At 55.4% G+C, this 20787-nt stretch carries 15 protein-coding genes and 3 pseudogenes; 8 read left to right on the top strand and 10 right to left on the bottom strand.

Going from position 1 to position 20787, the window contains the following annotated elements:
• A pseudogene (locus tag ACB040_RS15445) lies at positions 1-256 on the bottom strand (transposase); the annotation flags it as partial.
• 70 nt (positions 257-326) lie between these two features.
• Between ACB040_RS15445 and ACB040_RS15440 the strand changes: the two are divergent.
• Positions 327-563: pseudogene (locus ACB040_RS15440) on the top strand (IS481 family transposase); the annotation flags it as partial.
• A 379-nt stretch (positions 564-942) separates the two neighbouring features.
• Here ACB040_RS15440 and ACB040_RS15435 read toward each other — a convergent pair.
• Positions 943-1974, bottom strand: a complete 1032-nt coding sequence (locus ACB040_RS15435) for a formyltransferase family protein (RefSeq protein WP_338771113.1) — start codon at positions 1972-1974, stop codon at positions 943-945.
• A 90-nt stretch (positions 1975-2064) separates the two neighbouring features.
• Positions 2065-2688, bottom strand: coding sequence for a site-specific integrase (locus ACB040_RS15430; RefSeq protein ID WP_338771111.1), 624 nt, complete (start codon positions 2686-2688; stop codon positions 2065-2067).
• A gap of 103 nt (positions 2689-2791) precedes the next feature.
• Here ACB040_RS15430 and ACB040_RS15425 point away from each other — a divergent pair.
• The 6 genes and pseudogenes from ACB040_RS15425 to rplY all read left to right on the top strand — a co-directional run bounded on the left by ACB040_RS15425 (position 2792) and on the right by rplY (position 11548).
• Positions 2792-3928: pseudogene (locus ACB040_RS15425) on the top strand (IS3 family transposase).
• A gap of 281 nt (positions 3929-4209) precedes the next feature.
• Complete coding sequence (locus ACB040_RS15420) at positions 4210-5487, top strand: HD-GYP domain-containing protein (RefSeq protein ID WP_371155421.1); 1278 nt, start codon at positions 4210-4212, stop codon at positions 5485-5487.
• Between the two features lie 120 nt (positions 5488-5607).
• Positions 5608-6030 (top strand): CBS domain-containing protein, encoded by a 423-nt coding sequence (locus ACB040_RS15415; RefSeq protein WP_110303089.1) that lies wholly within the window; start codon positions 5608-5610, stop codon positions 6028-6030.
• A gap of 240 nt (positions 6031-6270) precedes the next feature.
• The gene (gene hrpA / locus ACB040_RS15410) at positions 6271-10170 is read left to right on the top strand and encodes an ATP-dependent RNA helicase HrpA (RefSeq protein WP_371155424.1); all 3900 of its coding nucleotides are present in this window, start codon (positions 6271-6273) and stop codon (positions 10168-10170) included.
• A 95-nt stretch (positions 10171-10265) separates the two neighbouring features.
• On the top strand, positions 10266-11144 hold the full coding sequence (locus tag ACB040_RS15405) for a hypothetical protein (RefSeq protein ID WP_338771006.1): 879 nt from the start codon (positions 10266-10268) through the stop codon (positions 11142-11144).
• Positions 11145-11260: 116 nt separating this feature from the next.
• On the top strand, positions 11261-11548 hold the full coding sequence (gene rplY / locus ACB040_RS15400) for a 50S ribosomal protein L25 (protein ID WP_005360320.1): 288 nt from the start codon (positions 11261-11263) through the stop codon (positions 11546-11548).
• A gap of 106 nt (positions 11549-11654) precedes the next feature.
• Here the strand turns inward: rplY and ACB040_RS15395 are convergent, their stop codons facing one another.
• Positions 11655-12047, bottom strand: a complete 393-nt coding sequence (locus ACB040_RS15395) for a MerR family DNA-binding transcriptional regulator (protein WP_005360322.1) — start codon at positions 12045-12047, stop codon at positions 11655-11657.
• Positions 12048-12169: 122 nt separating this feature from the next.
• Here ACB040_RS15395 and ACB040_RS15390 point away from each other — a divergent pair, with 122 nt between their 5' ends.
• Entirely contained in the window at positions 12170-13345 is a 1176-nt protein-coding gene (locus tag ACB040_RS15390) for a thiolase family protein (protein ID WP_338771002.1), read from the top strand.
• On the opposite strand, the gene ACB040_RS15385 is transcribed toward ACB040_RS15390, so the two are convergent.
• From ACB040_RS15385 to ACB040_RS15360, 6 genes are all read right to left on the bottom strand, one after another.
• Positions 13342-14565 (bottom strand): EAL and HDOD domain-containing protein, encoded by a 1224-nt coding sequence (locus ACB040_RS15385; RefSeq protein ID WP_005333249.1) that lies wholly within the window; start codon positions 14563-14565, stop codon positions 13342-13344. The genes ACB040_RS15390 and ACB040_RS15385 overlap by 4 nt on opposite strands.
• A gap of 115 nt (positions 14566-14680) precedes the next feature.
• Positions 14681-15940 (bottom strand): outer membrane protein transport protein, encoded by a 1260-nt coding sequence (locus ACB040_RS15380; protein ID WP_371155428.1) that lies wholly within the window; start codon positions 15938-15940, stop codon positions 14681-14683.
• A gap of 252 nt (positions 15941-16192) precedes the next feature.
• Entirely contained in the window at positions 16193-17485 is a 1293-nt protein-coding gene (locus ACB040_RS15375; RefSeq protein WP_371155430.1) for an outer membrane protein transport protein, read from the bottom strand.
• A gap of 402 nt (positions 17486-17887) precedes the next feature.
• A complete protein-coding gene (locus ACB040_RS15370) occupies positions 17888-18667 on the bottom strand; it encodes a DUF3379 domain-containing protein (RefSeq protein WP_371155432.1) in 780 nt (259 codons plus the stop codon).
• A complete protein-coding gene (locus ACB040_RS15365; protein WP_371155434.1) occupies positions 18660-19259 on the bottom strand; it encodes a sigma-70 family RNA polymerase sigma factor in 600 nt (199 codons plus the stop codon). The genes ACB040_RS15370 and ACB040_RS15365 overlap by 8 nt, the downstream gene beginning before the upstream one ends.
• A 13-nt stretch (positions 19260-19272) precedes the next feature.
• The gene (locus tag ACB040_RS15360) at positions 19273-20784 is read right to left on the bottom strand and encodes a hypothetical protein (RefSeq protein WP_338774995.1); all 1512 of its coding nucleotides are present in this window, start codon (positions 20782-20784) and stop codon (positions 19273-19275) included.
• Positions 20785-20787 lie beyond the last annotated feature (3 nt).

Here is a 20787-nt window from a genome sequence, read left to right as displayed (position 1 = left end):
GAATGTCCTTCTCACGTTCGAGCCGGTTGATGCGGGCTTCCAGCTCCTGAATTTTTTGCTGCTCCGGAGTCAGTGCTTTTACGGTGGGGGTTGTACCACAGCGTTCGGATTACAGTTGCTGAACCCAGCGACGGAGCACGGTTTCACCGACATCCAGTGAACGGCTGGCTTCGGGGACAGAATATCCCTGGTCGAGCACCAGGGAGGCGGCGTCGAGTTTGAATTCGGCAGTAAATGAGCGACGTAATCTTGTCATTGAACACCTCAGGTCATGGTGGCGACTGTACCACCTAAAATGGTGTCCGGGATGATTAGACCACTACAATACCATCTTGTCGGACAACGGGCGCGAGTTCTGTGGGCGCCCTGACCATCATCCCTACGAGCTGTTCCTGCAACTGGAGGGGATTGAGCACCGGACCACCAAGGTACGCAGACCGCAGAGCAACGGCTTTATCGAGCGGCCACATCAGGGCAGGATGATGGAAGGACAGACTCCCTACAGCATGTTCAAAAAGGGTCTGAAATTGATACCGAAGGAAGTGCGCACTAAAGTAGCGTAAACAAGACACCGGTTTGAGGCCGGTGTCAGGTGATAACTAGATCTGTACAATTCGTATCGTGATGATATTGCCCAGCGTAACCGTTTATTTCATTTAATTCCGCAGTAATGTTCTGAGCATGAAAAAGTGGGCTGTTTTGTGGAGCAACATTAATAGCTTGAATTACCTGTCCGAACAGCAACAGGCTATCTACCATGCCAGGGAATCGGCGATGCAAATATCCTGCTAGCATAGGTCTAATAGACCTCGCAACCTCCATGCTACTTTGAGCTGCACCCGCTAAATATTCGCCTAAGGAAGGTGCGAGCCGCTTATTCGCACCTTCCCTTATGGTTACATGTTGCGCAACAAAAAGCAAAGGCTATTCTAACTTCTAAACTTAAATACCCTTCAAGCCAGTAGGTGTGTATATAACTCTGTCAATAGCATTTTCTAAAAATGATTGAGGTGTATAAAGGCGGTCTCCAACCTTCAAATCTTTAAGAATATCTTTACCATCCTCACTACGCATTTCTTCAACTATTAGAGTAGTCCCTTTTAAAGCAATACATGCCCAATCTTTAGACTTTCGATAAATCAAACCATTTTGAAATGTGTGAAATCGACCGTCTTGTGCGCTTGTAGATACTCTTTTTAAGAAAACTCTTTTGCCGTTTAAAAAAGTAGATGCTCCTTTGTATGGAGAGTCAAACGCACAGATAAAACGCTCTACTTCATCTGCGTTTAAACTCCAATCAATAAAACCATTTAAATCCGTGTTGAGTCTTGGCCAATAACTTGAAAACCACTCCGATTGCCGAATCGGTCTAACAGCTTCCATTCCATTTCGATGGGCTTCGATGAAGTTGATAACAAAGTCGACATTTTTATCAATATATATACTCTCGTAATCTTGTGGGATACGAGCAGTTGATGGATATATAAACTCCTCAGTCGCAATAATATCGCCAGTATCCACTCCGCCATCTACTTGATGTAAAGCACAAAAGCCAAATCTATTACCCATCATTATTTGCCAACTAAAACCACCTCCACCTCTGTTCTGCGGCAAACGTGTTCCGTGTAGATTGAAAAGCTGGTTATTGAAAAGTCTTTCAATCACTTCGCTCTTAAAAATCCACGCAGCGCCCAAACTTAGATAAAAGTATTGTTTTGTATCGGCTAAAAATCTTACAACTGATTGCTCTGTAATCTGCTCTGCCACCAAGTGATCTATCTTATGTCGAGAACAGAAGTCAAGTAAAGTTTCTTCATCTTCGACCTCTTCAGCGTGTCTTGGCGATGTTATAACTTTAAGCGGAGCACCTTCGGACACAGCCCAAAGCGAGATCTTTCTTAGTAGCTTACCCCCCCCCAATAGGACAATACCTTCTATTGGACCATAAGAAGTCAAAGTCATATCCTTGCTCATACCATCTCTTTCTATATTGCGCATACGCACATTAGTCTTGTGTTGAGTGTAGCGTAAAAATCTACTGCTGAGTAGGCTTCTTGTGAAAACTCAAACCAACTCAACAGCCGCTTTAAGCATAGCTGGGCGTATATCAATATATCGTTGTGTAGTAGCCATATTGCTGTGTCCAGCTAACGCCATTAGCGTTCTCACACCAACCCCACGTTCTGCCAAGTTAGTAAGCCCAGTGCGCCTACCGCTGTGTGACGTAGCGCCACTTATACCAGCACCTTTGTATATACCATTCACAATGTGCGTCAATGTGTTTGCCGTAAATCCGTCACTTCGCTGCGTGTAAAACAAAGTTTGAGTAAGCTGCTTTGGTTTATGTGCTACTACATACGCAGCAAGTTCAGCCCTTACTTTTTCAGCAAACCAAATCTTACGCCCTCGCTTGCCCTTTGTTTGCGCAGCTGTTAGCGTTGTTTCAGCTTTAATCTGTCCGTCAGCTTCCAATACGTCACAATAACGTAGCGCCGCTACTTCTCCCACTCGTAGCATTGCGTAATGCGTTAGCAAAATAATCGTTCTGTTGCGCTTGTAGTGTCTGCGTGTGCGCAAATAATCCAAAACACGTTGTAGCTGTTGCTGTGTGAGTGTGGCTGCTTGTGCCATTTTGTAGCCCTTTCGCTTTGGTGCTGTTTTGCTACATATATTGTGTTTTCTGTTCAAAGTTTTTCCTACCTCTGTATGGAAATGGTATTCACTGTAGTGGTCTAATCATCCCGGACACCATTTTAGGTGGTACAGTCGCCACCATGACCTGAGGTGTTCAATGACAAGATTACGTCGCTCATATACTGCCGAATTCAAACTCGACGCCGCATCCCTGGTGCTCGACCAGGGATATTCAGTCCCCGAAGCAAGCCGTTCACTGGATGTCGGTGAAACCGTGCTCCGTCGCTGGGTTCAGCAACTGCAATCCGAACGCTGTGGTACAACCCCCACCGTAAAAGCACTGACTCCGGAGCAGCAAAAAATTCAGGAGCTGGAAGCCCGCATCAACCGGCTCGAACGTGAGAAGGACATTCTAAAAAAGGCTACTGCTCTCTTGATGGCGGACGAGTTCACACGTACGCGCTGATAGACCGATTAAGGGAGCAAGCCCCCATCACTCTGGTCTGCTGCGCCTTCGATGTTCCCACCTCCTGTTTTTACAATTATCTGGCTCGCAGGCGGACGATTAACCGTGAACGTATGCAGCAGCGCTGTGAGTTGCGCCGTTTGTTCAAAGAAAGCCGGAACTCAGCGGGCAGCCGCGCCTTGATGTCGATGATGCGAGAGTTGGGGTATCAGATTGGCCGATTCAAGGTACGTAACCTGATGAAGGAGGCCGGGTTGGCATCCAAACAGCCGGGCGCACACCGTTACAAGGTGGCACGGTCTGAACGACCGGACATTCCCAATCTGCTGGCCCGCGAATTTGATGTCCAGCAACCCAATCAGGTGTGGTGTGGCGATATCACCTACGTCTGGGCAGGTGGCCGTTGGCATCACCCGACGGGTCATGGGCTGGGCGATGTCTGATAAACCTGATGCAGAACTGGCTATCAAAGCACTGGAGATGGCCTATCAGCAGCGGGGTTGCCCATCCGGCGTGCTATTTCACTCTGACCAGGGCAGCCAATATGGTAGCCGGGCATTTCGGCAACGACTGTGACGTTATCGCATAACCCAGAGCATGAGTCGTCGTGGTAACTGCTGGGATAACGCCCCGATGGAGCGATTGTTCAGAAGCCTGAAGTCAGAGTGGCTCCCGGCTCTGGGATATATGAGCTTGCGGGAAGCAAAGCGGGATATCAGTTATTACCTGATGGATCACTACAACTGGCTGCGTCCACATCAACACAATAACGGGATACCGCCAGCAAAAGCCGAAGAACGGCCTAACCAAGTGTCCGGATTTAGTTGACCACTACAGAGTTGCAGCGAGGGCAGTGAACGGTGATGGATGCCATGAAGCCATGAGCCTCAAAGAAGCTTATCATGCCAGCTCAACCGCTCGGAGGCATTACCCTAAAATGGTGTTCGGGATGATGAGACCACTACATGGCGGATTTGGACAACAACGCTTCGCAGATCATAAATCCCTATAAAAACAAGGTAAAAGGCTCGGCTATTGACTAAGTTGATAGAAGGCGAAGCATAAAACAGCGCCAGTTTGATACGACAACATCGCATGGGACCCGGATCATGGACAGAGCGCAGGGCGTAGCCCCCTTTTCGTTGCAAGTGGATCTAAGGCAGGTGGTGTATGCCCTGTCAGCCTCGCTGGATCTGGTGGGCATTGGCGATGTGGCCCACGGTAAACGGGTCAGGATTATGGCTGCCGAGTGCAGCCGGGAGCTGGGGATGAGTAAGGCCGAACGGTGTCTGCTGTTCGAGTTGGGGGTGCTGCATGATATCGGTGTCTCCTCGACCATCACCCATCACCATCTGGTCAGCGAGTTCGATTGGGAGTCCTCCCAGCGCCACTGCGAGGTGGGATATCAGCTGCTCAAGGATTTCCGTTTGCTGGCCCCGCTGGCCCTGCCTATCCGTTATCACCATACCCACTGGCACCTGTTGCGCGAGATGGTCGATGTGGACCCCAATGTGGCCCGTCAGGCCAACCTTATCTTTCTGGTGGATCGCTGCGATGCGTTGGCGGCGCCCTACTATGGCGATGGTTCATTGTTGATGCATACCAACGAGATCCGCGCACGCCTGCAGGATTTCCGTGACGAGTTCTTTGCCCCCGAGCTGGTGGATGCCTTCCTCAAGGCGTCTCGCTCCGAGGCATTCTGGCTGCAGCTTGAGGCTCGCTCCATCAATGATTACATGCTGGAGATGCTGCAGGTGCGGGAGCCTTGCCTGACCTTCAACGGGGAGCTAAAAGCGCTGGCGCAGATCTTCTCTGGCATTGTCGACGCCAAAAGCCCATTCACGATGACGCATTCGCTCGGTGTGAGCAGGTTGTCTCGGGCATTGGCCGAGCAGATGGGAGTCAGTGCCATCCATTGTGACATGCTGGAGATCGCCGGTTTGCTGCACGATTTGGGCAAGCTCAGGGTGCCGGACGAGATCCTCGACAAGCCTGCCAGCCTGACGAAAGAGGAGCGGGCCATCATCAATACCCACAGCTTCGAGACTTACCAGATCCTGCGCCATATCGAAGGGTTTGAAGATATTGCCTGTTGGGCGGCCTATCACCATGAGGAGCCTGATGGGGAGGGCTATCCGTTCCACCTGCCGGCATCCGCCATGGCGCTTGAAGCGCGGATCCTGCGGGTCGCTGATATTTTTCAGGCAATGGTGCAGGACAGACCTTATCGGCGCGGCCTGCCTGCCCGTGACGCATTGACCTTTATGCAGCAACTGGCGGATCAGGGGCGGGTCGATCCCGCTGTGGTGGCGGTGCTGGCCGATCACCTGCCGCAGATGATGATGGCAGCCATTCCGGATCGCGAGCCGGATCATGCCATCAATTGAGGGAGAGGCTGGCCGCTGACTCATACTGCCGCGAGCCAGCTATGCTTGGAACAAGCCGAGCATGGTGCCGGTACCGGCGAACAAGACGCCAGCTTGATGGACTACCGTAGGGGAGCAGATATGGAATCGCTAAAAGCCAAGGATTATATGCAGAGCAGACCCATCACCTTCACTGCCGACATGATGGTGCAAGCTGCGGTCGACAAATTTTTGAACAGTCATCAGCTCGGTGGCCCGGTGGTGGATGGGCAGGGCCATCTGATTGGCTGGATCTCCGAGCAGGATTGCATCGCAGTGCTGCTTAAGGAGGCCTATCACTGCGAACAGGTGGCGCAGGTCAAGGATGTGATGCGCAAGGAGGTGTTGTCGGTGGGACCCGATACCAGCATTTTGAGCCTGGCGGAGATGATGATGGGGCAAAAGCCGAAGATCTATCCGGTAGTGGAGGAGGGGCGTCTGCTCGGGGTCATCAATCGTCACAATGTCATGCAGGCCATTCACGCCCAGCTCACCACCTGTTTTGTCCATCACACCCACGGTTAACCCTGTTTTTCTCTCTCCCAAGGCAAGCTTCGGCTTGCCTTGGCTATTTCATATGCTGCCATTTATTCATGTTATGCCATCTTACAATGATTGTTTTACCATGTTTGAGGATCGGCCAATCTCTCTGTCTCCCCATATATAACGCTACGTTAAGGCTTGCACCGCCCCCGCTCGCTCTTTAGGATCGCTCCCAGCTAATCGATATAGCCCCTCTGGGCACCTATTTAAGGAATTCGTACCTTGTCTCTCTCTATCGAGGCGCTGCGCCGCCGTCTCTCTGCCTGCATGAACCTCGACGCCCGCCGCCTTTCCAGCCGTCTGCACGGGGTCAAGAAGCTGCCTGAAGGCAAACAGGCCGCCGTGCTGGAGACCATCGCTGCCGATCTGGATGCCGCACAAGCGCGCTATCAATCCCGTCTTGCGGGCGTACCCAAGGTCACCTATCCGGACAACCTGCCGGTCAGCCAGAAACAGGCGGAGATCGCCAAGGTGATTCAAGAGCACCAAGTGGTGATCATCGCTGGGGAAACCGGCTCGGGCAAAACCACCCAGATCCCCAAGATCTGTCTGGCGCTCGGGCGTGGGGTCAAGGGCTTTATCGGCCACACCCAGCCGCGCCGTCTGGCAGCCCGCACCGTGGCGGCCCGTATTGCCGAGGAGATGGAGTCCGAACTCGGCCACTACGTGGGTTACAAGGTGCGCTTTACCGATCAGGTGAGCGAGCAGACCCACATCAAGCTGATGACTGACGGTATTCTGCTGGCGGAGATCCAGAACGACCGGATGCTCACCCAGTACGACACCATCATCATTGACGAGGCCCACGAGCGCAGCCTCAATATCGACTTCATCCTGGGCTATCTCAAGCAACTGCTGCCCAAGCGCCCTGATCTCATGGTGATCATCACCTCGGCCACCATCGACCCGCAACGTTTCTCCCGCCATTTTAACAAGGCGCCGGTGATCGAGGTCTCCGGCCGCACTTATCCGGTGGAGGTGCGCTATCGCCCACTTACCAGTGACAAGAGCGAAGGTCTTGAAGAGCGCGACGAACTGCAGGGGATCTTCGATGCGGTGGAAGAGCTGGCCCGCGAGGGGCTGGGGGACATCCTTATCTTCATGAACGGCGAGCGGGAGATCCGCGATACTGCCGATGCCCTGCGCAAGCTCAATCTGCGCGATACCGAGGTGTTGCCGCTCTACGCCCGTCTCTCCAACGCCGAGCAGAACAAGGTGTTCCAGCCCCATGCTGGGCGACGCATCGTGCTCGCCACCAACGTGGCGGAGACCTCGCTGACGGTGCCGGGCATTCGCTACGTCATCGATCCGGGCACAGCCCGCATCAGCCGCTACTCCTGGCGTACCAAGGTGCAGCGCCTGCCCATCGAGCCGGTCTCCCAGGCCAGCGCCAACCAGCGTAAAGGGCGTTGCGGTCGGGTGGCGAACGGCATCTGTATCCGCCTCTACTCGGAGGAGGATTTTAACAGCCGCCCTGCCTTCACCGACCCCGAGATCCTGCGCACCAACCTGGCCTCCGTCATCCTGCAGATGCTGGCGCTCGGCCTTGGCAACATGGAGGCGTTCCCCTTCGTCGAGCCACCAGAGTCCCGCCATATCAAGGATGGCCTGACTCTCTTGAAAGAGCTGGAGGCGGTGCGCGAGCTGCCCGCCACCGGCGAGCGCGAAGCCAAGTTGCAGCTGACCGAGACCGGTCGCCAGCTCTCGCGCATCCCCCTTGATCCGCGTTTGGCGAAGATGGTGATCAGCGCGGCGCAGACCGGCTGCTTGAGCGAGGTGATGGTGATCACCGCGGCCCTCAGCATTCAGGATCCCCGTGAGCGACCCATGGAGAAGAAGCAGGCCGCCGATGAGCAACACAGGCGCTTTGAGGACAAGGATTCCGACTTCTTCGCCTTTGTCAATCTGTGGAACTACCTGAAAGAGCAGCAGGATGCCCTTGGCAGCAACCCGTTTCGCCGCATGTGCCAGAAGGAGTTTCTCTCCTACCTGCGGGTGCGCGAATGGCAGGACATTCACTTCCAGCTGCGTCAGACGGTCAAGGAGCTGGGTTTTAAAGTCAACCATGAACCGGCGGATTTCAAGACGGTGCACTGCGCGCTGCTGACCGGCCTCTTGAGCCATATCGGCACCAAGGATCTGGAAAAACCGGAGTTTCTCGGCGCCCGCAACGGCCGCTTCCACCTCTTCCCGGCCTCGGGTCTGTTCAAGAAGCCGCCCAAGTGGGTGATGGCCGCAGAATTGGTGGAAACCTCGCGTCTCTACGCCCGCATCAACGCCAAGATTGAACCCGAGTGGGTAGAGCCGCTGGCGGGTCATCTCATCAAACTGCATCACAGCGACCCCCATTGGTCGAAGAAAAATGGCGCCGTGATGGCCAAGGAAAAGGTGACCCTCTACGGCCTGACCCTGGTCAATGAGCGCACCATCAACTTCAGCCGCATCGATCCGCCGCTCTGTCGTGAGCTCTTTATTCGCCGTGCCCTGGTAGAAGGGGATTTCGAGACCCGCCACCGCTTCTTTAGCGATAACCGCAAGCTGCTGGCCGAGGTGGAGGCGCTGGAGCACAAGTCCCGTCGGCGTGACATTCTGGTGGATGATGAGGACTTGTTTCGCTTCTACGATGCTCGTTTGCCGGAGGAGGTGATCTCCGCCCGCCACTTCGACAAGTGGTGGAAAGAGGCGCAAAAGCTGGATCCCGAACTGCTCAACTTCGAGAAAGAGATGCTGATGAAGGGGGATGCGGCCCACATCAGCGATCTCGACTACCCCAACTTCTGGCAGCAGGGGCGTCTCAAGCTCAAGCTGACCTATCAGTTCGAGCCGGGGGAGGCCGCCGATGGCGTGACCCTGCATATCCCGCTGCCGCTCCTGAATCAGGTGGAGGTGAAGGGGTTCGAGTGGCTGATCCCCGGGCTGCGCCACGAGCTGTTGGTGGCCCTTATCAAGTCGATGCCCAAGCCGATGCGCAAGAATTTTGTGCCGGCGCCCAACTATGCCGATGCGCTGCTTGCCAGCATTAACCCCGAGCAGGGACCGCTGCTGGACGAGATGGAGCGCCAACTGCGCCGCATGACCGGCGTCACCGTACCTCGTGAATCCTGGGACTGGGCTGCGGTGCCCGATCACCTGAAACTCACCTTCCGGGTGGTGGACGACAAACACAAGAAGGTGGCGGAAGGGAAAGATCTGGATGCCTTGAAAGAGTCGCTGCGTGGCAAGGTACAGGAGACCCTGTCACAAGTGGCGGATGATGACATCGAGCAGTCCGGTCTCACCCTGTGGAGCTTTGGCGAGCTGCCCCAGGAGTACAGCCAGAAGCGCGGCGGCTTCGAGGTGAAAGCCTATCCGGCGTTGGTAGACGAGAAGGATTCGGTCGCCATTCAGCTGGTGGAGAGCTCTGTGGTGCAGCAGCAGCTGATGTGGGCGGGCCAGCGCCGGCTGGTGCTGCTCAACGTGCCATCTCCTATCAAGTATCTGCAGGAGAAGCTGCCCAACAAGGCCAAGCTCGGGCTCTATTTCAACCCGTTTGGCAAGGTGGCGGAGCTGATAGATGACTGCATCGCCTGCGGCTGCGACAAGCTGATCGAGCAACATGGTGGGCTGGCCTGGGACGAGGCCGGTTTCGAGGCGCTCAAGGAGTATGTCCGTGCCGAGCTCAATGATGCGGTGGTGGAGGTGGCCAAGCAGGTGGAAGCCGTACTAACGCTCTCCCATGAGATCAAGAAGCGGCTCAAGGGCAAGATGCAGCTCGACACCGCCTTTGCCATGTCCGATATCCAGCAGCAGCTCGGCAACCTTATTCACAAAGGTTTTGTCACCGAGACCGGTTGGCAGCGGTTGCCTGATTTGCTGCGCTATCTGCGCGCCATCGAGCGTCGTCTCGAGAAGCTCGCCATCGATCCCAACCGGGATCGGGTCTACATGCTCAAGGTGCACAGTGTGGAGTCGGAGTACAAGGCGCTGCTGGCCAAGATCCCCAAATCCCAGCTTATTCCCACCGAGGTGGTCAATATCCGCTGGATGATTGAGGAGCTGCGGGTGTCGTTCTTCGCTCAGAATCTGGGGACCCCTTATCCGGTCTCCGATAAACGGGTGCTTAACGCCATCGCTCAGTGCTAAGCTGCTATCTAACTGTTTTAACAGCATGATAGCGGGTGATGAGAAGGGGTCGCCGGTCAGGTAGCCCCTTCAAACCGCAAATCAGGGAGGCAAGGATGCTGGGGATCTGGTTGAGTGTGGCGCAGGTGGTGATCAGCGGTTATCAACCCATCGCGGAACAAACTTGGGTGCAGTTGAACCCGGAATATTACCCGCTGGCGCGCACGCCGCCTGCGATGTTTGTGGCTTGGCGTGGCAATCAGTTTCCGCCGCTGGCCCAAAAGCAAAAGCACGGTCGCTGGCAGATCCTCTTTCCCGCCCGGCTGGTCCCCCCTTTCGATCTGTTCGAGGGGGAGGCGCAGCTCTCCAAAACCTATCTGGCAAGGCTGCGGCGTATCGACGAGATGGCTTACGGGGTCGCCCCCGGCCAGGTCGCTGCAATCGTGCAGCAGGGGAGTGGTTCCCCTGATTATCACGCGCAACCTGTCGCGCCCTTTATCGCCGAGTTCCGCACATCTCAAGAGGCGTTCGGTGGTGTTGATATGCTCACCGACCCCGCCGAGAGCGAACCTCTGCTCGCTCAGCTGGGGGTGACCTTTCGCACAGCGGGGATGAGTGGTGCCCAAGGATATGAGGGAGTCGCGAGTACCGATATGGCGCTCGCCAGCCACACGGCTAGCTTATCCGCAGGCAGTGACGCCATGCTTACCCTCTCGGCTCCTGCGGCCGGCGGTCCACAAACTGTGTGTCATCAGGTCGCAGCAGGGGAGACCCTGTGGCGCATTGCCAACCAGTTATCCAGCGCCCGAGGAGCCGATACCTACAGCTATTTGCTGGCGCTGGTGGCAGAGAATCAGCCGCGGCTTGGCAAGAGCATTCGGGTCAGAACTGGGGAGGGTCTCTACTGCCCGCGCGCCGAGACCCTGGCGCGGTTTGATGCCCTGAGCCCGGCCCAGCGTCAGCAGCAATTCGCCCGGTTGGAGCAGGGGCGCTAAATGCAGAGTCGGTGCCTTGTATCCGAATTTGGCCCGTGGTAGTATTCGCGCTCGTTTTGCGAGGTGCTGACCGGTCGCAGTTAGCACCATAAATTCATCAAAAAGAGATACATACTATGTCTTTCGTATTCCAAGCTGAAGTCCGTTCTGACCTGGGGAAAGGTGCGAGCCGCCGCCTGCGTCAAGCTGACCAAGTTCCTGCCATCGTTTACGGTGCAGGCAAAGAAGCCCTGTCCATCACTGTTGACCACAAGAAAATGATCCTGGCTCAAGAGAAGCCGGAATTCTATGAGTCTGTACTGACTCTGGTTGTCAACGGTGAAGAAGTTAACGTAAAAGTGAAAGCTATCCAGCGTCACCCGGTACGTTACAAGCTGATCCACCTGGACTTCGTTCGCGTTTAATAGCGAACCGTCAGGTTGAAGAAAAGCCACTCTCAGGAGTGGCTTTTTGCTATCTGGCATCTTGTGAGCAGGCTGAAGGGACTTACCTGATAAGCCAGCAAGGCGGTTATCCCAGCTGGCTAAGCGCCTGTTGGCAGCGCTGCTCGGCGGCATCCAGCTCCAGCAGCACCATCCTGATATCTTCCATCTGCTGTTGCAGTGTCTCCCGTTTCTCCTCAACCAGTCCCAGCATGGTCTGTAACTGGGTGCGGCTGCTCTTGTCGGCATCATAGAGATCAAACAGCTCGCGGATCTCGGCGAGGCTGAATCCGAGCCGCTTGCCGCGCAGGGTGAGTTTGAGGCGAACCCGATCCTGCTTGCTGTAAATGCGGGTTTGTCCCTCTCGGGCGGGATTGAGTAACCCCTGATCCTCATAAAAGCGGATACTGCGCGTCGTAATATCAAATTCCCGGGCCAGCTCACTGATGCTGAAGCGCCGTCCTTCATCCTTGTTGTTCATACAGACTTCTTGGCGAACTAAATCCTGTCTGCACCTTACCTAAACGTAAACTGCACTGCAACTCTTGTTCCATTGCGTCAGAACCCCTATGTTATGGCCATGTAACAAACAGAGGCAGGCAAATGGATATTGCAATTGTGGCGGCAAAACGGACTCCGATGGGGGCGTTTCAGGGGGCATTGGCAGAGGTGACTGCGCCTGAGTTGGGTGCCTATGCCATCGAGGCGGCACTACAGCAAAGTGGGCTGAGTCCGGAGCAGATCGATGAAGTGTTTATGGGCAATGTGCTGGCGGCGGGCGTGGGGCAAGCGCCAGCTCGGCAGGCGTTGTTGAAAGCAGGGTTGCCAGATAGTGTGCCTGCTACCACGGTCAACAAGGTGTGCGGATCCGGCATGAAAGCTGTGATGCTGGCGGCGGATACCATCCGCCTTGGTGACAACAGGGTGGTGGTCGCGGGGGGGATGGAGAGCATGAGCCGTGCCCCCTATCTGTTGGATAACGCCCGCAACGGCTTTCGGATGGGGCATCAAAAGGTGCTGGACCACCTCTTCCTCGACGGTTTGCAAGATGCCTATGATGGCCAGCTGATGGGGGTACATGCCCAGCGCAGCGCCGATCAGGCCGGTTTGACCCGCAGTGCCATGGATGAGTTTGCTCTTGCGTCGTTGCAGCGTGCCCGTGATGCGCAGCAAGCTGGTTCGTTTGTGACCGAGCTGACAAGCGTCTATCGCAGTGAGCGCTTGTTGCTGGCCGAAGACGAGCAGCCCGGCAAGGGCAGACCGGAGAAGCTCCCGACCCTGAAGCCTGCGTTTGGCAAGGAGGGCACCATTACGGCAGCAAATTCGAGCTCCATCTCGGACGGTGCGGCGGCGCTGATATTGATGGATAGCGCCACGGCGCAAGCCTGGCAGGTACCAGTGCTGGCACGGATTGTCGGTTATCAGAGCCATGCAGCATTGCCCGCCGAGTTTACCTCTGCACCCATTGGCGCCATTTCACGCTTGCTGGCGCGTCTGGCATGGTCGGTGGAAGAGGTGGATCTCTTTGAGATCAACGAGGCCTTCGCCATGGTCACCATGCTGGCCATGAGTGGGGTCGGCATCCCTCATCACAAGGTCAATGTGCATGGAGGGGCCTGTGCACTCGGTCATCCGCTGGGGGCGAGTGGCGCGCGCATTCTGGTGACGCTGATCGCCGCGCTGCGGCAACGGGGTCTGCGGCGAGGCGTGGCCGCGCTCTGTATCGGGGGCGGGGAGGCGACCGCTATCGCGGTCGAAGTGAATGATGAGGCGAATTAATTGGTGGCTTCCATCGCCAGCAGTTGTTCCGTGACCCAGGTGGTGGCGGCCAGATAGAGGTGACTCACCTTATCCTCGCTCAGCCCCAGGCGGGCTGTTCTGGCCGTTACCCGTGACCAGTTGGCGCTCTCGTAATCTTCACAAAACGCGAGGTAGAAACCCAGATTGCCTTTGCGTTCCAGCAGCGCCAGCCGAATATCGTCGATAAGAGGGATAGTGCCGAGCAGCTTGTCCATCGGTTGCTCCATCAGTACATCCAGCAGGGAGAAGAGACCGGTGATAAAGGCCTGTTGTGCCTGCTGGCTCGGGGCGTGGGCGTGGGCCAGCAGTTCACAGAATCGGGCACGGATCATCGACATCTGGTAGAGTTCGGCGCTCTTGCCCTTGCCGGCGCTGGTCGCGGCTACCAGCGAAACAAAGCGCTTTAGCTGGGTGTTGCCCAGATAGATGGCAGCCTGGCGAAATGACGAAATAGGGTTGGTGTGACCTTTGAGATGGTTGACATAGCGCAACAGCTTGAGGGAGAGGGAGATATCCTGACCGAGTAGCTGCTCAATCTTGTTGATATCAGGCTCTGCCTCGTTGACCACGTTGAGCAACTGCATCACCACGACTTGCGCTGGCTCCATGGTGGCTTGCTTGACCATCTCGGGTCTGCTGAAGAAAAAGCCCTGGAACAGCTGGATCCCCAGCTGTTTGACCCGCTCGAACTCCGCCTTGTCCTCTACTTTTTCCGCCAGATAGGTGAGCCCCAGCGTCTGATGCCGCTGGATAAACACTTTGATCTGCATCAGGGGGGTGGCACGAAGATCAAACTTGATGATGTGGATAAAGGGGAGGAAGCGCTCCCAATCCGGTGACATGGTGAAGTCATCGAGTGCCAGTTGATATCCCAGCTTGTGCAGCTGTTTCACCTTTTCCAGCAGGGCATCATCCGGTGGGGAATCTTCCAGAATTTCAATCACCACTTTTTCGGGCGGCAGGCACTCTGCCAATCCCTCCAGCAGCAGTGAGTGGGGGAAGTTGATAAAGCAGGGGCGGCCGCCCAAGAGCTGATCGATATTTTGTTGCAGGAACTGTTCGACCACCAAGCGTGATGTCGCCTGTTGGGAGGAGATGCTCGGGAAGACATTATTCAGACTATCGCGAAAGAGCAGCTCATAGGCATGAGTTTTGAGGTCTCTGTCGAGGATCGGCTGTCTTGCTACGTAGGAATACATGCCTTGCTCCAGTAAAGGTACTGGGTTGATTTTATGGTGTTGCAGAACACTATGCCAGTGTTCACCTTATTGAGTAAGGCAATAATTGGCATAGCGTTTTTTGCAGGGAAGGAATTTAGAAGAGATAGCTCAATTGTGCACCAGCCAGCCAGGCATCCCCTTCGGAGGTACCATCAAAGCGGGATTGATAGCTGCCTTGGGTGAAGCTTTCATGCACGTCTACTTTCTTGCCATCGATCAGGGTCAGCCCCAGATCCACGCTCAGGTCGGGCGTGAACTGATACCCCATTCCCAGGCTATACCAGAGGCGATCGGCATCCGGGATGGAGATGGTACGACGATCGGCTGGCACCGGGCTGGCATCATAGGCCATGCCGGAGCGCAGTTGCCATTTGGCATCCAGTTGATAGGTCATCCCCAGAGCATAGCGCCAGCTATCTTCCCAATGTTCTTCTTTAATTGGTAGGGTGCCCAGATGAGCGAGATTGGCCGTCAACGATGTAAACTTGCTCCAGTCAGTCCAGTTGATGCTGCTATGGATCGCCAGTTTATCGTTTATCTGCTGGAAGAGTGCCAGCTCAGCCGTCGCAGGCAGCGGCAGCACCAGATTGCCTTGATCGCTGATGCTTACAAATGTACCCGGCACCACTGGCTTACTCAGGGTCGCATCCCCCTTGAGTTTGAGATCAACGCCATTGCGGTAGGAGAGACCTATCCGGGTTTGCTCGCTGGGGGTCAACAGAATACCTGTGTTCCAGCCGAGTTCGCGGCCATCGCCTTTCACATGCTTGGCAATGACGCTTTGACCATTGGTGAGGGTGGTGGGATAGGTGCCGCCTACTTCCCCTTCACCCTGAATGAGAGAGAGCCCCACCCCAATGGAGAGCATGTCGCTGACGCGATAAGCCAGCGCACTCCCCAAATCGACGGTTCTGATGTCCGAGACATTACCGAAATGACCGGCATGATAGCCCAGCGGCATCTTGATCCCCAAGCCGTAGTGAGAGTTGGCAGATAATCCCATGCTCAGACGCTCGTTAATCGGCGCAATGAAATATAGGTTCGGGATCCAGGCATCATCTGCGATATCGTTGGCTATGGCATTCTGGGTGCCGAAATTGTCGCGCACCTGGCCGCCGATATTGACATCCGGTTTCAGGTAGATAACGCCACTAGAAAGAGTAGGGCTACGAAAACGGGTAATAGCACCGGGATTGCGGCCCAATACGGAGGCATTGTCCGCAATAGCGGCCTCTCCAGCAAAAGCGCGGCCAAGACCCGTCGCTGATTGTTCTGATAACTGGTAGCCCGCGGCATGGGTCTGACCCGCGATCACCAGCAGGGCGATGGCGGACGGTTTGATGATGGGATGCATGGCAAAATCCTTGCTGTTACCCGAAGGTTCAATAGGTCATATGAATGGAGGCAGGATTTTATATGGTATGACCAGTAAGGCAACGGTAATGGCCAGTATCTGGATAAAACAAGATTAAATGCTGGGATGATGCACTCTATTAGCTTGATTGGAAAAGAAAAATAAACACGTGTGTGCTACATGTGTGCGCTGAGATGGTTTTTTCGGATAAAAAAAGAGCGCCTGACGGCGCTCTTTCAATTCTATCAATAATCAGAACTTCATGTTGAACTGGGCAGAAGCCAGGAAGGCGTTGCCGTGGGAAGTACCTTGCCAGCGGTTCAAACTGTCGTGGTTTGGCAGGCCTTCATTGACATCGACTTCTTTGCCGTCCAGATAGGCCATACCAAAGTCAACGCTCATATCGGTATTGATATGGTAGGTAGCACCGGCGCTGTACCAAATACGGTCTGAGTCCGGAATACTCAAACTACGGTATTCAGCTTCAATCGGGGTGTTGTCATAGGCAAAGCCCAGACGAGCTTCCCAAGCTGGATTGATATACCAGGTACCGCCGATGGAGTAGCGAGTGGAGTCTTTAAATTTCTCGGGTTTATTGAGACATACACCTGGTTCGCCTGGGGTATTACAGCCTGAGCTGGTCGCCTTTAATTCTTGGAACGCACTCCAGTCAGTCCAGTTAACAGAGTAGTGAACGGCGAATTGCTGATTCAAACGGTGATAACCGGCAAACTCGGCCTGAGCGGGGAGATCCAGTTTCAGATTGCCATCAACAGTGCGGTTCCCTGAAGTGAGCCCCTGGAAGTCACCATCAAAGCTCATATCGACCTGTGAACGGTAGGTCAGAGCAAAGCGATGGTTCTCATTGACTTCGTACAGAGTGCCAACGTTCCAGCCAAAGCCCCAAGTGTCCCCCTTAAGATGAGCGACATTGGTATCTTTGGGCAAAGCTGTGCCAGTGTAACCCGCAAAACGGTTAAGTTCTGCGGCACCGTAAACGGCGTTGATGCCGGCACCCACACTGAAGTGCTCATTGATGCGATAGGCGATGTTCGGGTTGATATTGAGAGTCATCAACTCGGTATTACCTGCGCCAGCACCGGCAGGGAAGGTTTCGGAGTATTCGGTGGAGAGGCCGTAGTTGGAGAAGAGACCAATACCCCAAGCCCACTGGTCATTCAGCGGCTGAATAAAGTAAGCAGCAGGAACAAAGGCTGCCGGAGCAATGCCTGACTCGCTTGCATCGGTTAATTTGGCAAGTTTGTTCCCGTTTGCATCAACCCGATTTATTGCACCATCCACATCCACATCCGGTTTGATGTAGGTGCCAGAGACAGAAACCGCCATCTTGTCGAAGGTGGTCATGGCAGCCGGGTTACGGGCCAGCACGGAGGCGTTGTCGGCAATAGCTGCTTCACCGGCATAGGCGCGACCCAGACCGGAGGCTGAGTGCTCGTTCAACTGGAATGCCGCAGCATGGACTTGACCGGTGGCCAGCGCGATGGTGGCGGCAATCAGGCTCTTCTTGAAAATAGTTGTCGTCATGGTGTTCTCTCTTGTAGGCAGATTTTTTTGCCGATATTGGCTGCACGTTCAATGCAAACCTCGACAAAATCCGTTTTTATTTCAGCTTCTTCCCAATCAATTCTGGCGTGATTCTATGGATCTGGTAGGAGGTAAGAAATCAGACCAGTGACAGCAGAATACATAAAAGTGATCGATGTGTTAATCATTTGTTTTGACCTGCTGTTTAATTCATCATTTTGAGGGTCGAAAGGTGGATTATTGACCTGAATTGCCGATCTCCGTCACAAAAATAATTTTGTCAATTTTTCGAAATCTTGAGGCAAATGAGTGACAAAGGGGAGTAAACAGGGAGGGAACAGGCTGCGGCTCGTGACCGCCGCCTGCTATTGAGGATGGATCTGAGGTTGTTAACCAGCGATGTTAAATGTCCCACTGCAGACGTGACTGCAGGGCGTTGGCAACGGGGGCAAGTGGCTCTTTCATCTCGCCAATCAGTACCATATTGGCGCCTTTGAGCTGGACTATCTCCCCTTTGAGGGTGCCATCTTCAAAGGTTGCCTGTTGCAGGGTTAATGGCACATGTTTGGGCACTAAAAAGAGAGTGACTGGCCCCATCTTTCCCTGAATCACCATGTGCAAGGCTGGTCCCTGATAAAACGAGCAGTGATTGACATAGGTCACCTTGAGCCCATCCATCCCGCTCAAGGTGGCGCCATACTTCTCCATCTTGGCATTGATGTTATGCAGATTGACCTGCTCATCGACACCTTCAATAAAGGGTTCTTCGCCATAGACATGAGCCATCGCCACCTGTGCGAGGGAGAGGGCTGCAGGAGCCGTTTCTGGCAGCGTGATCCAGCGGGTGCTCATTCCCAGCAGGAAGGCGACCGATGCAGCCAGGGCGATCTGGCGCCAGGATGTTGATGTTCGGAGCTTGACTGGCACCGTGCCAAGGGGTCGGGATGGCGGCATCTCATTTTGCGCGTCACTGTCTTGCAGCATGGCTTGCCTGAGCAGGATCCGTTCGGCCAGTCCGGCGGGAACCTCTACCTGCATGACGCGATTGAGGCTTCTGTCGAACTGCTTCATCTCGTCGAGATAGTTCCGATTGGCCTGGCTGGCTTCAGCAGCTTTGAGAAAATCCGGCAGTTGATCGTGGGGCTGGATCATGGCGTTGCGGCGAAATTCGAGTTCATCCATGTCCGTGTCCTCTTGCTTGGTTCTTCTGCTCCATCGCCTCCTTGATCTGGTTGCGGGCGCGAAACAGTCGGGTCATGACGGTGTTCTTGTTGAGGCCGAGCATCTCGGCAATCTCCTCACCACTGAATCCTCCCACGACTTGCAGCAGCAGTGGCTCCTGGTACTCCTCGGGCAACCGGGCGATGTGACGGTGCAACCACTCGTTCTCCATCTCCTGTTCACTGTGCAGCGCATCGTGCTGGGGATGAGGGTGATCGTCGAGATCCACCAGCTCAAGCTGTTTGCGTTCAAAGCGGCGGGCGTTCTCCCGTCTGAGGATGGTGATCAGCCACCCTTTGACCGCCTTGTCATCCTGCAGGGTGTCGATCGCCTTCCAGGCACGCAGGAAGGTCTCTTGCACCAGATCTTCCGCCACGTTGGGATCCCGGGTCAGCCAGTAGGCATACCGGTAGAGATCGCCATGCAGCGCATGAACCAGTGCTTCAAATTTGGTTTGTTTGTCAGCCATGGGATCAGAGACCGGCGAAGTGTCCGGATCATTTCCACCAATATGCTGCTGAGCACGTTTTTTTTTAAAAAACAGCAGTGCCATAGGGCAATCCTTGTCAGGGGGCGTGGCGGCGGGAGCGGGAACTCCCGTGGGCCAGCAGGTAAATCAGGTACGCAATACCGGCCATTTCATCAGCCCTGAGGGTACGCGCCAGAGCGCGCCACTCGATGGACGGACCAGAAGAGGGCCGTGCAAAACAGGCTCGCTCGAGTGCGGCGAGCGCGTTGCCGACCCGATTATGCCCAGCGTCAGGCAACTGGCCTAATTGATAATAGGAGACCTGCCAGCGCAAGGTCGCCCATCGGAGCAGTGCCTTGCGACTGGCATCTGGCTGGTGTTGGGCAAGGGCACGTTGCAGTTGATAGAAGGCGCGCCAGCGGGGCCAGTGGCGCCATAGCGCACGCAGCGTTATGGCCAGCACGACCCACCAAAGGCTCTCTAGCAGTGCCATCTGCGATGTCTGCTGATCAGGTTGCCGATTTGTCGTTGCTTGAAACGTCAGCGTAATGGCGGGCAGGCTGGCCTGTTCAATCCGGCCGCTTTGGGTATTAAACCAGGGCAGATCAAGGGGGGGCAGCTGGTAGTCACCGCTCTGCTCCGCAACCAGAGTCTGGCGCCACTGTCGCTCAAACAGCAGCTTGTCATCTCGGTAACGCTCCTGCTGTTGCTCGCCATCGGGATGTGCCTGTATGCCGCTTGGCAGTTGATGGGCCATCAGGGGGGCAAGCTGTATCTGGCCGCTGTCACCATTCTCCATGGTCAGGGTGAGGATCCGGATCAGCGGTTCACCCACTTCCCCCATGGTGGCCGGTTCAAGCCGCTGGCTCAGGGTCAGCCGGGTGGCCACCGGCGTGGCGGGGGCTTTGTCGACCCTCACCTCGAGCGGTGCCGCACGGGCCGAGAGTTTTTGCGGCTTGTTCCCTTGCTGCGTGAGCTGCCCCTGCAAGCGGGGTGAGTCGAGGTACCAGAGTCCCGGCGCTTTTGCCTGAACGAGCCAGCTGCGGGTGAGCCGGCCGGGTAGACCAGCCTGAGCGGGGGCGATCCACTCGTCACTACCGAGGCGACGGATAGTGAAGTGAGCAGAGCTGAGCTCGCTCAACGCCGGGTTTTGCATGCTGGTAGGCAGCCAAAGAGTCAGGCGGTAGATCACCGGCTGGCCGGGATAGAGCAGGCCCTGATGATCAAGGCTGGCCTGCATCTCGAGGGGCGAGGGGGCTGCGGGTTGCGGCAGCGCCGCTGTTTTCACCTCTCTCAATGGCAGGGTGAGCGAGGGAGTGAACTCATTTCCCAGCTTGAGCGGGGCAATCATCACCTTTGTATTCGCGGGTGAGTCGCTCTGGTGCAGCGGGATCTGCCAGCGAGTCAGTTGTTGTACCGGGGTGGTGACCCGGCTCATGGTCACTCTGCCCACCGCAAACTGGCTCAGTAGGGGGGTGATCTCCAGTTCGCTGCTCTGGCGCTCGCCATCCGCTTCGATGATCAGCAGCCAATCGCTGGGGTCGGCCCCCGGCAGCAGCTCTGCCCGAGGGGGCAAAGCCCAGCAAAGTGGACTCGCGAGTGCGAGCAACAG

The organism is Aeromonas sp. S11(2024), assembly GCF_041402345.1.
GTDB lineage: Bacteria > Pseudomonadota > Gammaproteobacteria > Enterobacterales > Aeromonadaceae > Aeromonas > Aeromonas veronii.
The sequence above is the reverse complement of the archived record's forward strand: the minus strand, read 5'-3'. Positions and strand labels throughout refer to the sequence as shown.

Excerpts from the sequence above, each read along its gene's own strand:
- ACB040_RS15365 (WP_371155434.1), bottom strand. The coding sequence starts at position 19,259 with ATGGCACTGCTGTTTTTTAAAAAAAAACGTGCTCAGCAGCATATTGGT.
- ACB040_RS15420 (WP_371155421.1), top strand. The coding sequence starts at position 4,210 with ATGGACAGAGCGCAGGGCGTAGCCCCCTTTTCGTTGCAAGTGGATCTA.
- ACB040_RS15385 (WP_005333249.1), bottom strand. The coding sequence starts at position 14,565 with ATGTATTCCTACGTAGCAAGACAGCCGATCCTCGACAGAGACCTCAAA.
- ACB040_RS15435 (WP_338771113.1), bottom strand. The coding sequence starts at position 1,974 with ATGAGCAAGGATATGACTTTGACTTCTTATGGTCCAATAGAAGGTATT.
- ACB040_RS15395 (WP_005360322.1), bottom strand. The coding sequence starts at position 12,047 with ATGAACAACAAGGATGAAGGACGGCGCTTCAGCATCAGTGAGCTGGCC.
- ACB040_RS15380 (WP_371155428.1), bottom strand. The coding sequence starts at position 15,940 with ATGCATCCCATCATCAAACCGTCCGCCATCGCCCTGCTGGTGATCGCG.
- ACB040_RS15405 (WP_338771006.1), top strand. The coding sequence starts at position 10,266 with ATGCTGGGGATCTGGTTGAGTGTGGCGCAGGTGGTGATCAGCGGTTAT.
- ACB040_RS15370 (WP_371155432.1), bottom strand. The coding sequence starts at position 18,667 with ATGGATGAACTCGAATTTCGCCGCAACGCCATGATCCAGCCCCACGAT.
- rplY (WP_005360320.1), top strand. The coding sequence starts at position 11,261 with ATGTCTTTCGTATTCCAAGCTGAAGTCCGTTCTGACCTGGGGAAAGGT.
- ACB040_RS15415 (WP_110303089.1), top strand. The coding sequence starts at position 5,608 with ATGGAATCGCTAAAAGCCAAGGATTATATGCAGAGCAGACCCATCACC.
- ACB040_RS15375 (WP_371155430.1), bottom strand. The coding sequence starts at position 17,485 with ATGACGACAACTATTTTCAAGAAGAGCCTGATTGCCGCCACCATCGCG.
- ACB040_RS15390 (WP_338771002.1), top strand. The coding sequence starts at position 12,170 with ATGGATATTGCAATTGTGGCGGCAAAACGGACTCCGATGGGGGCGTTT.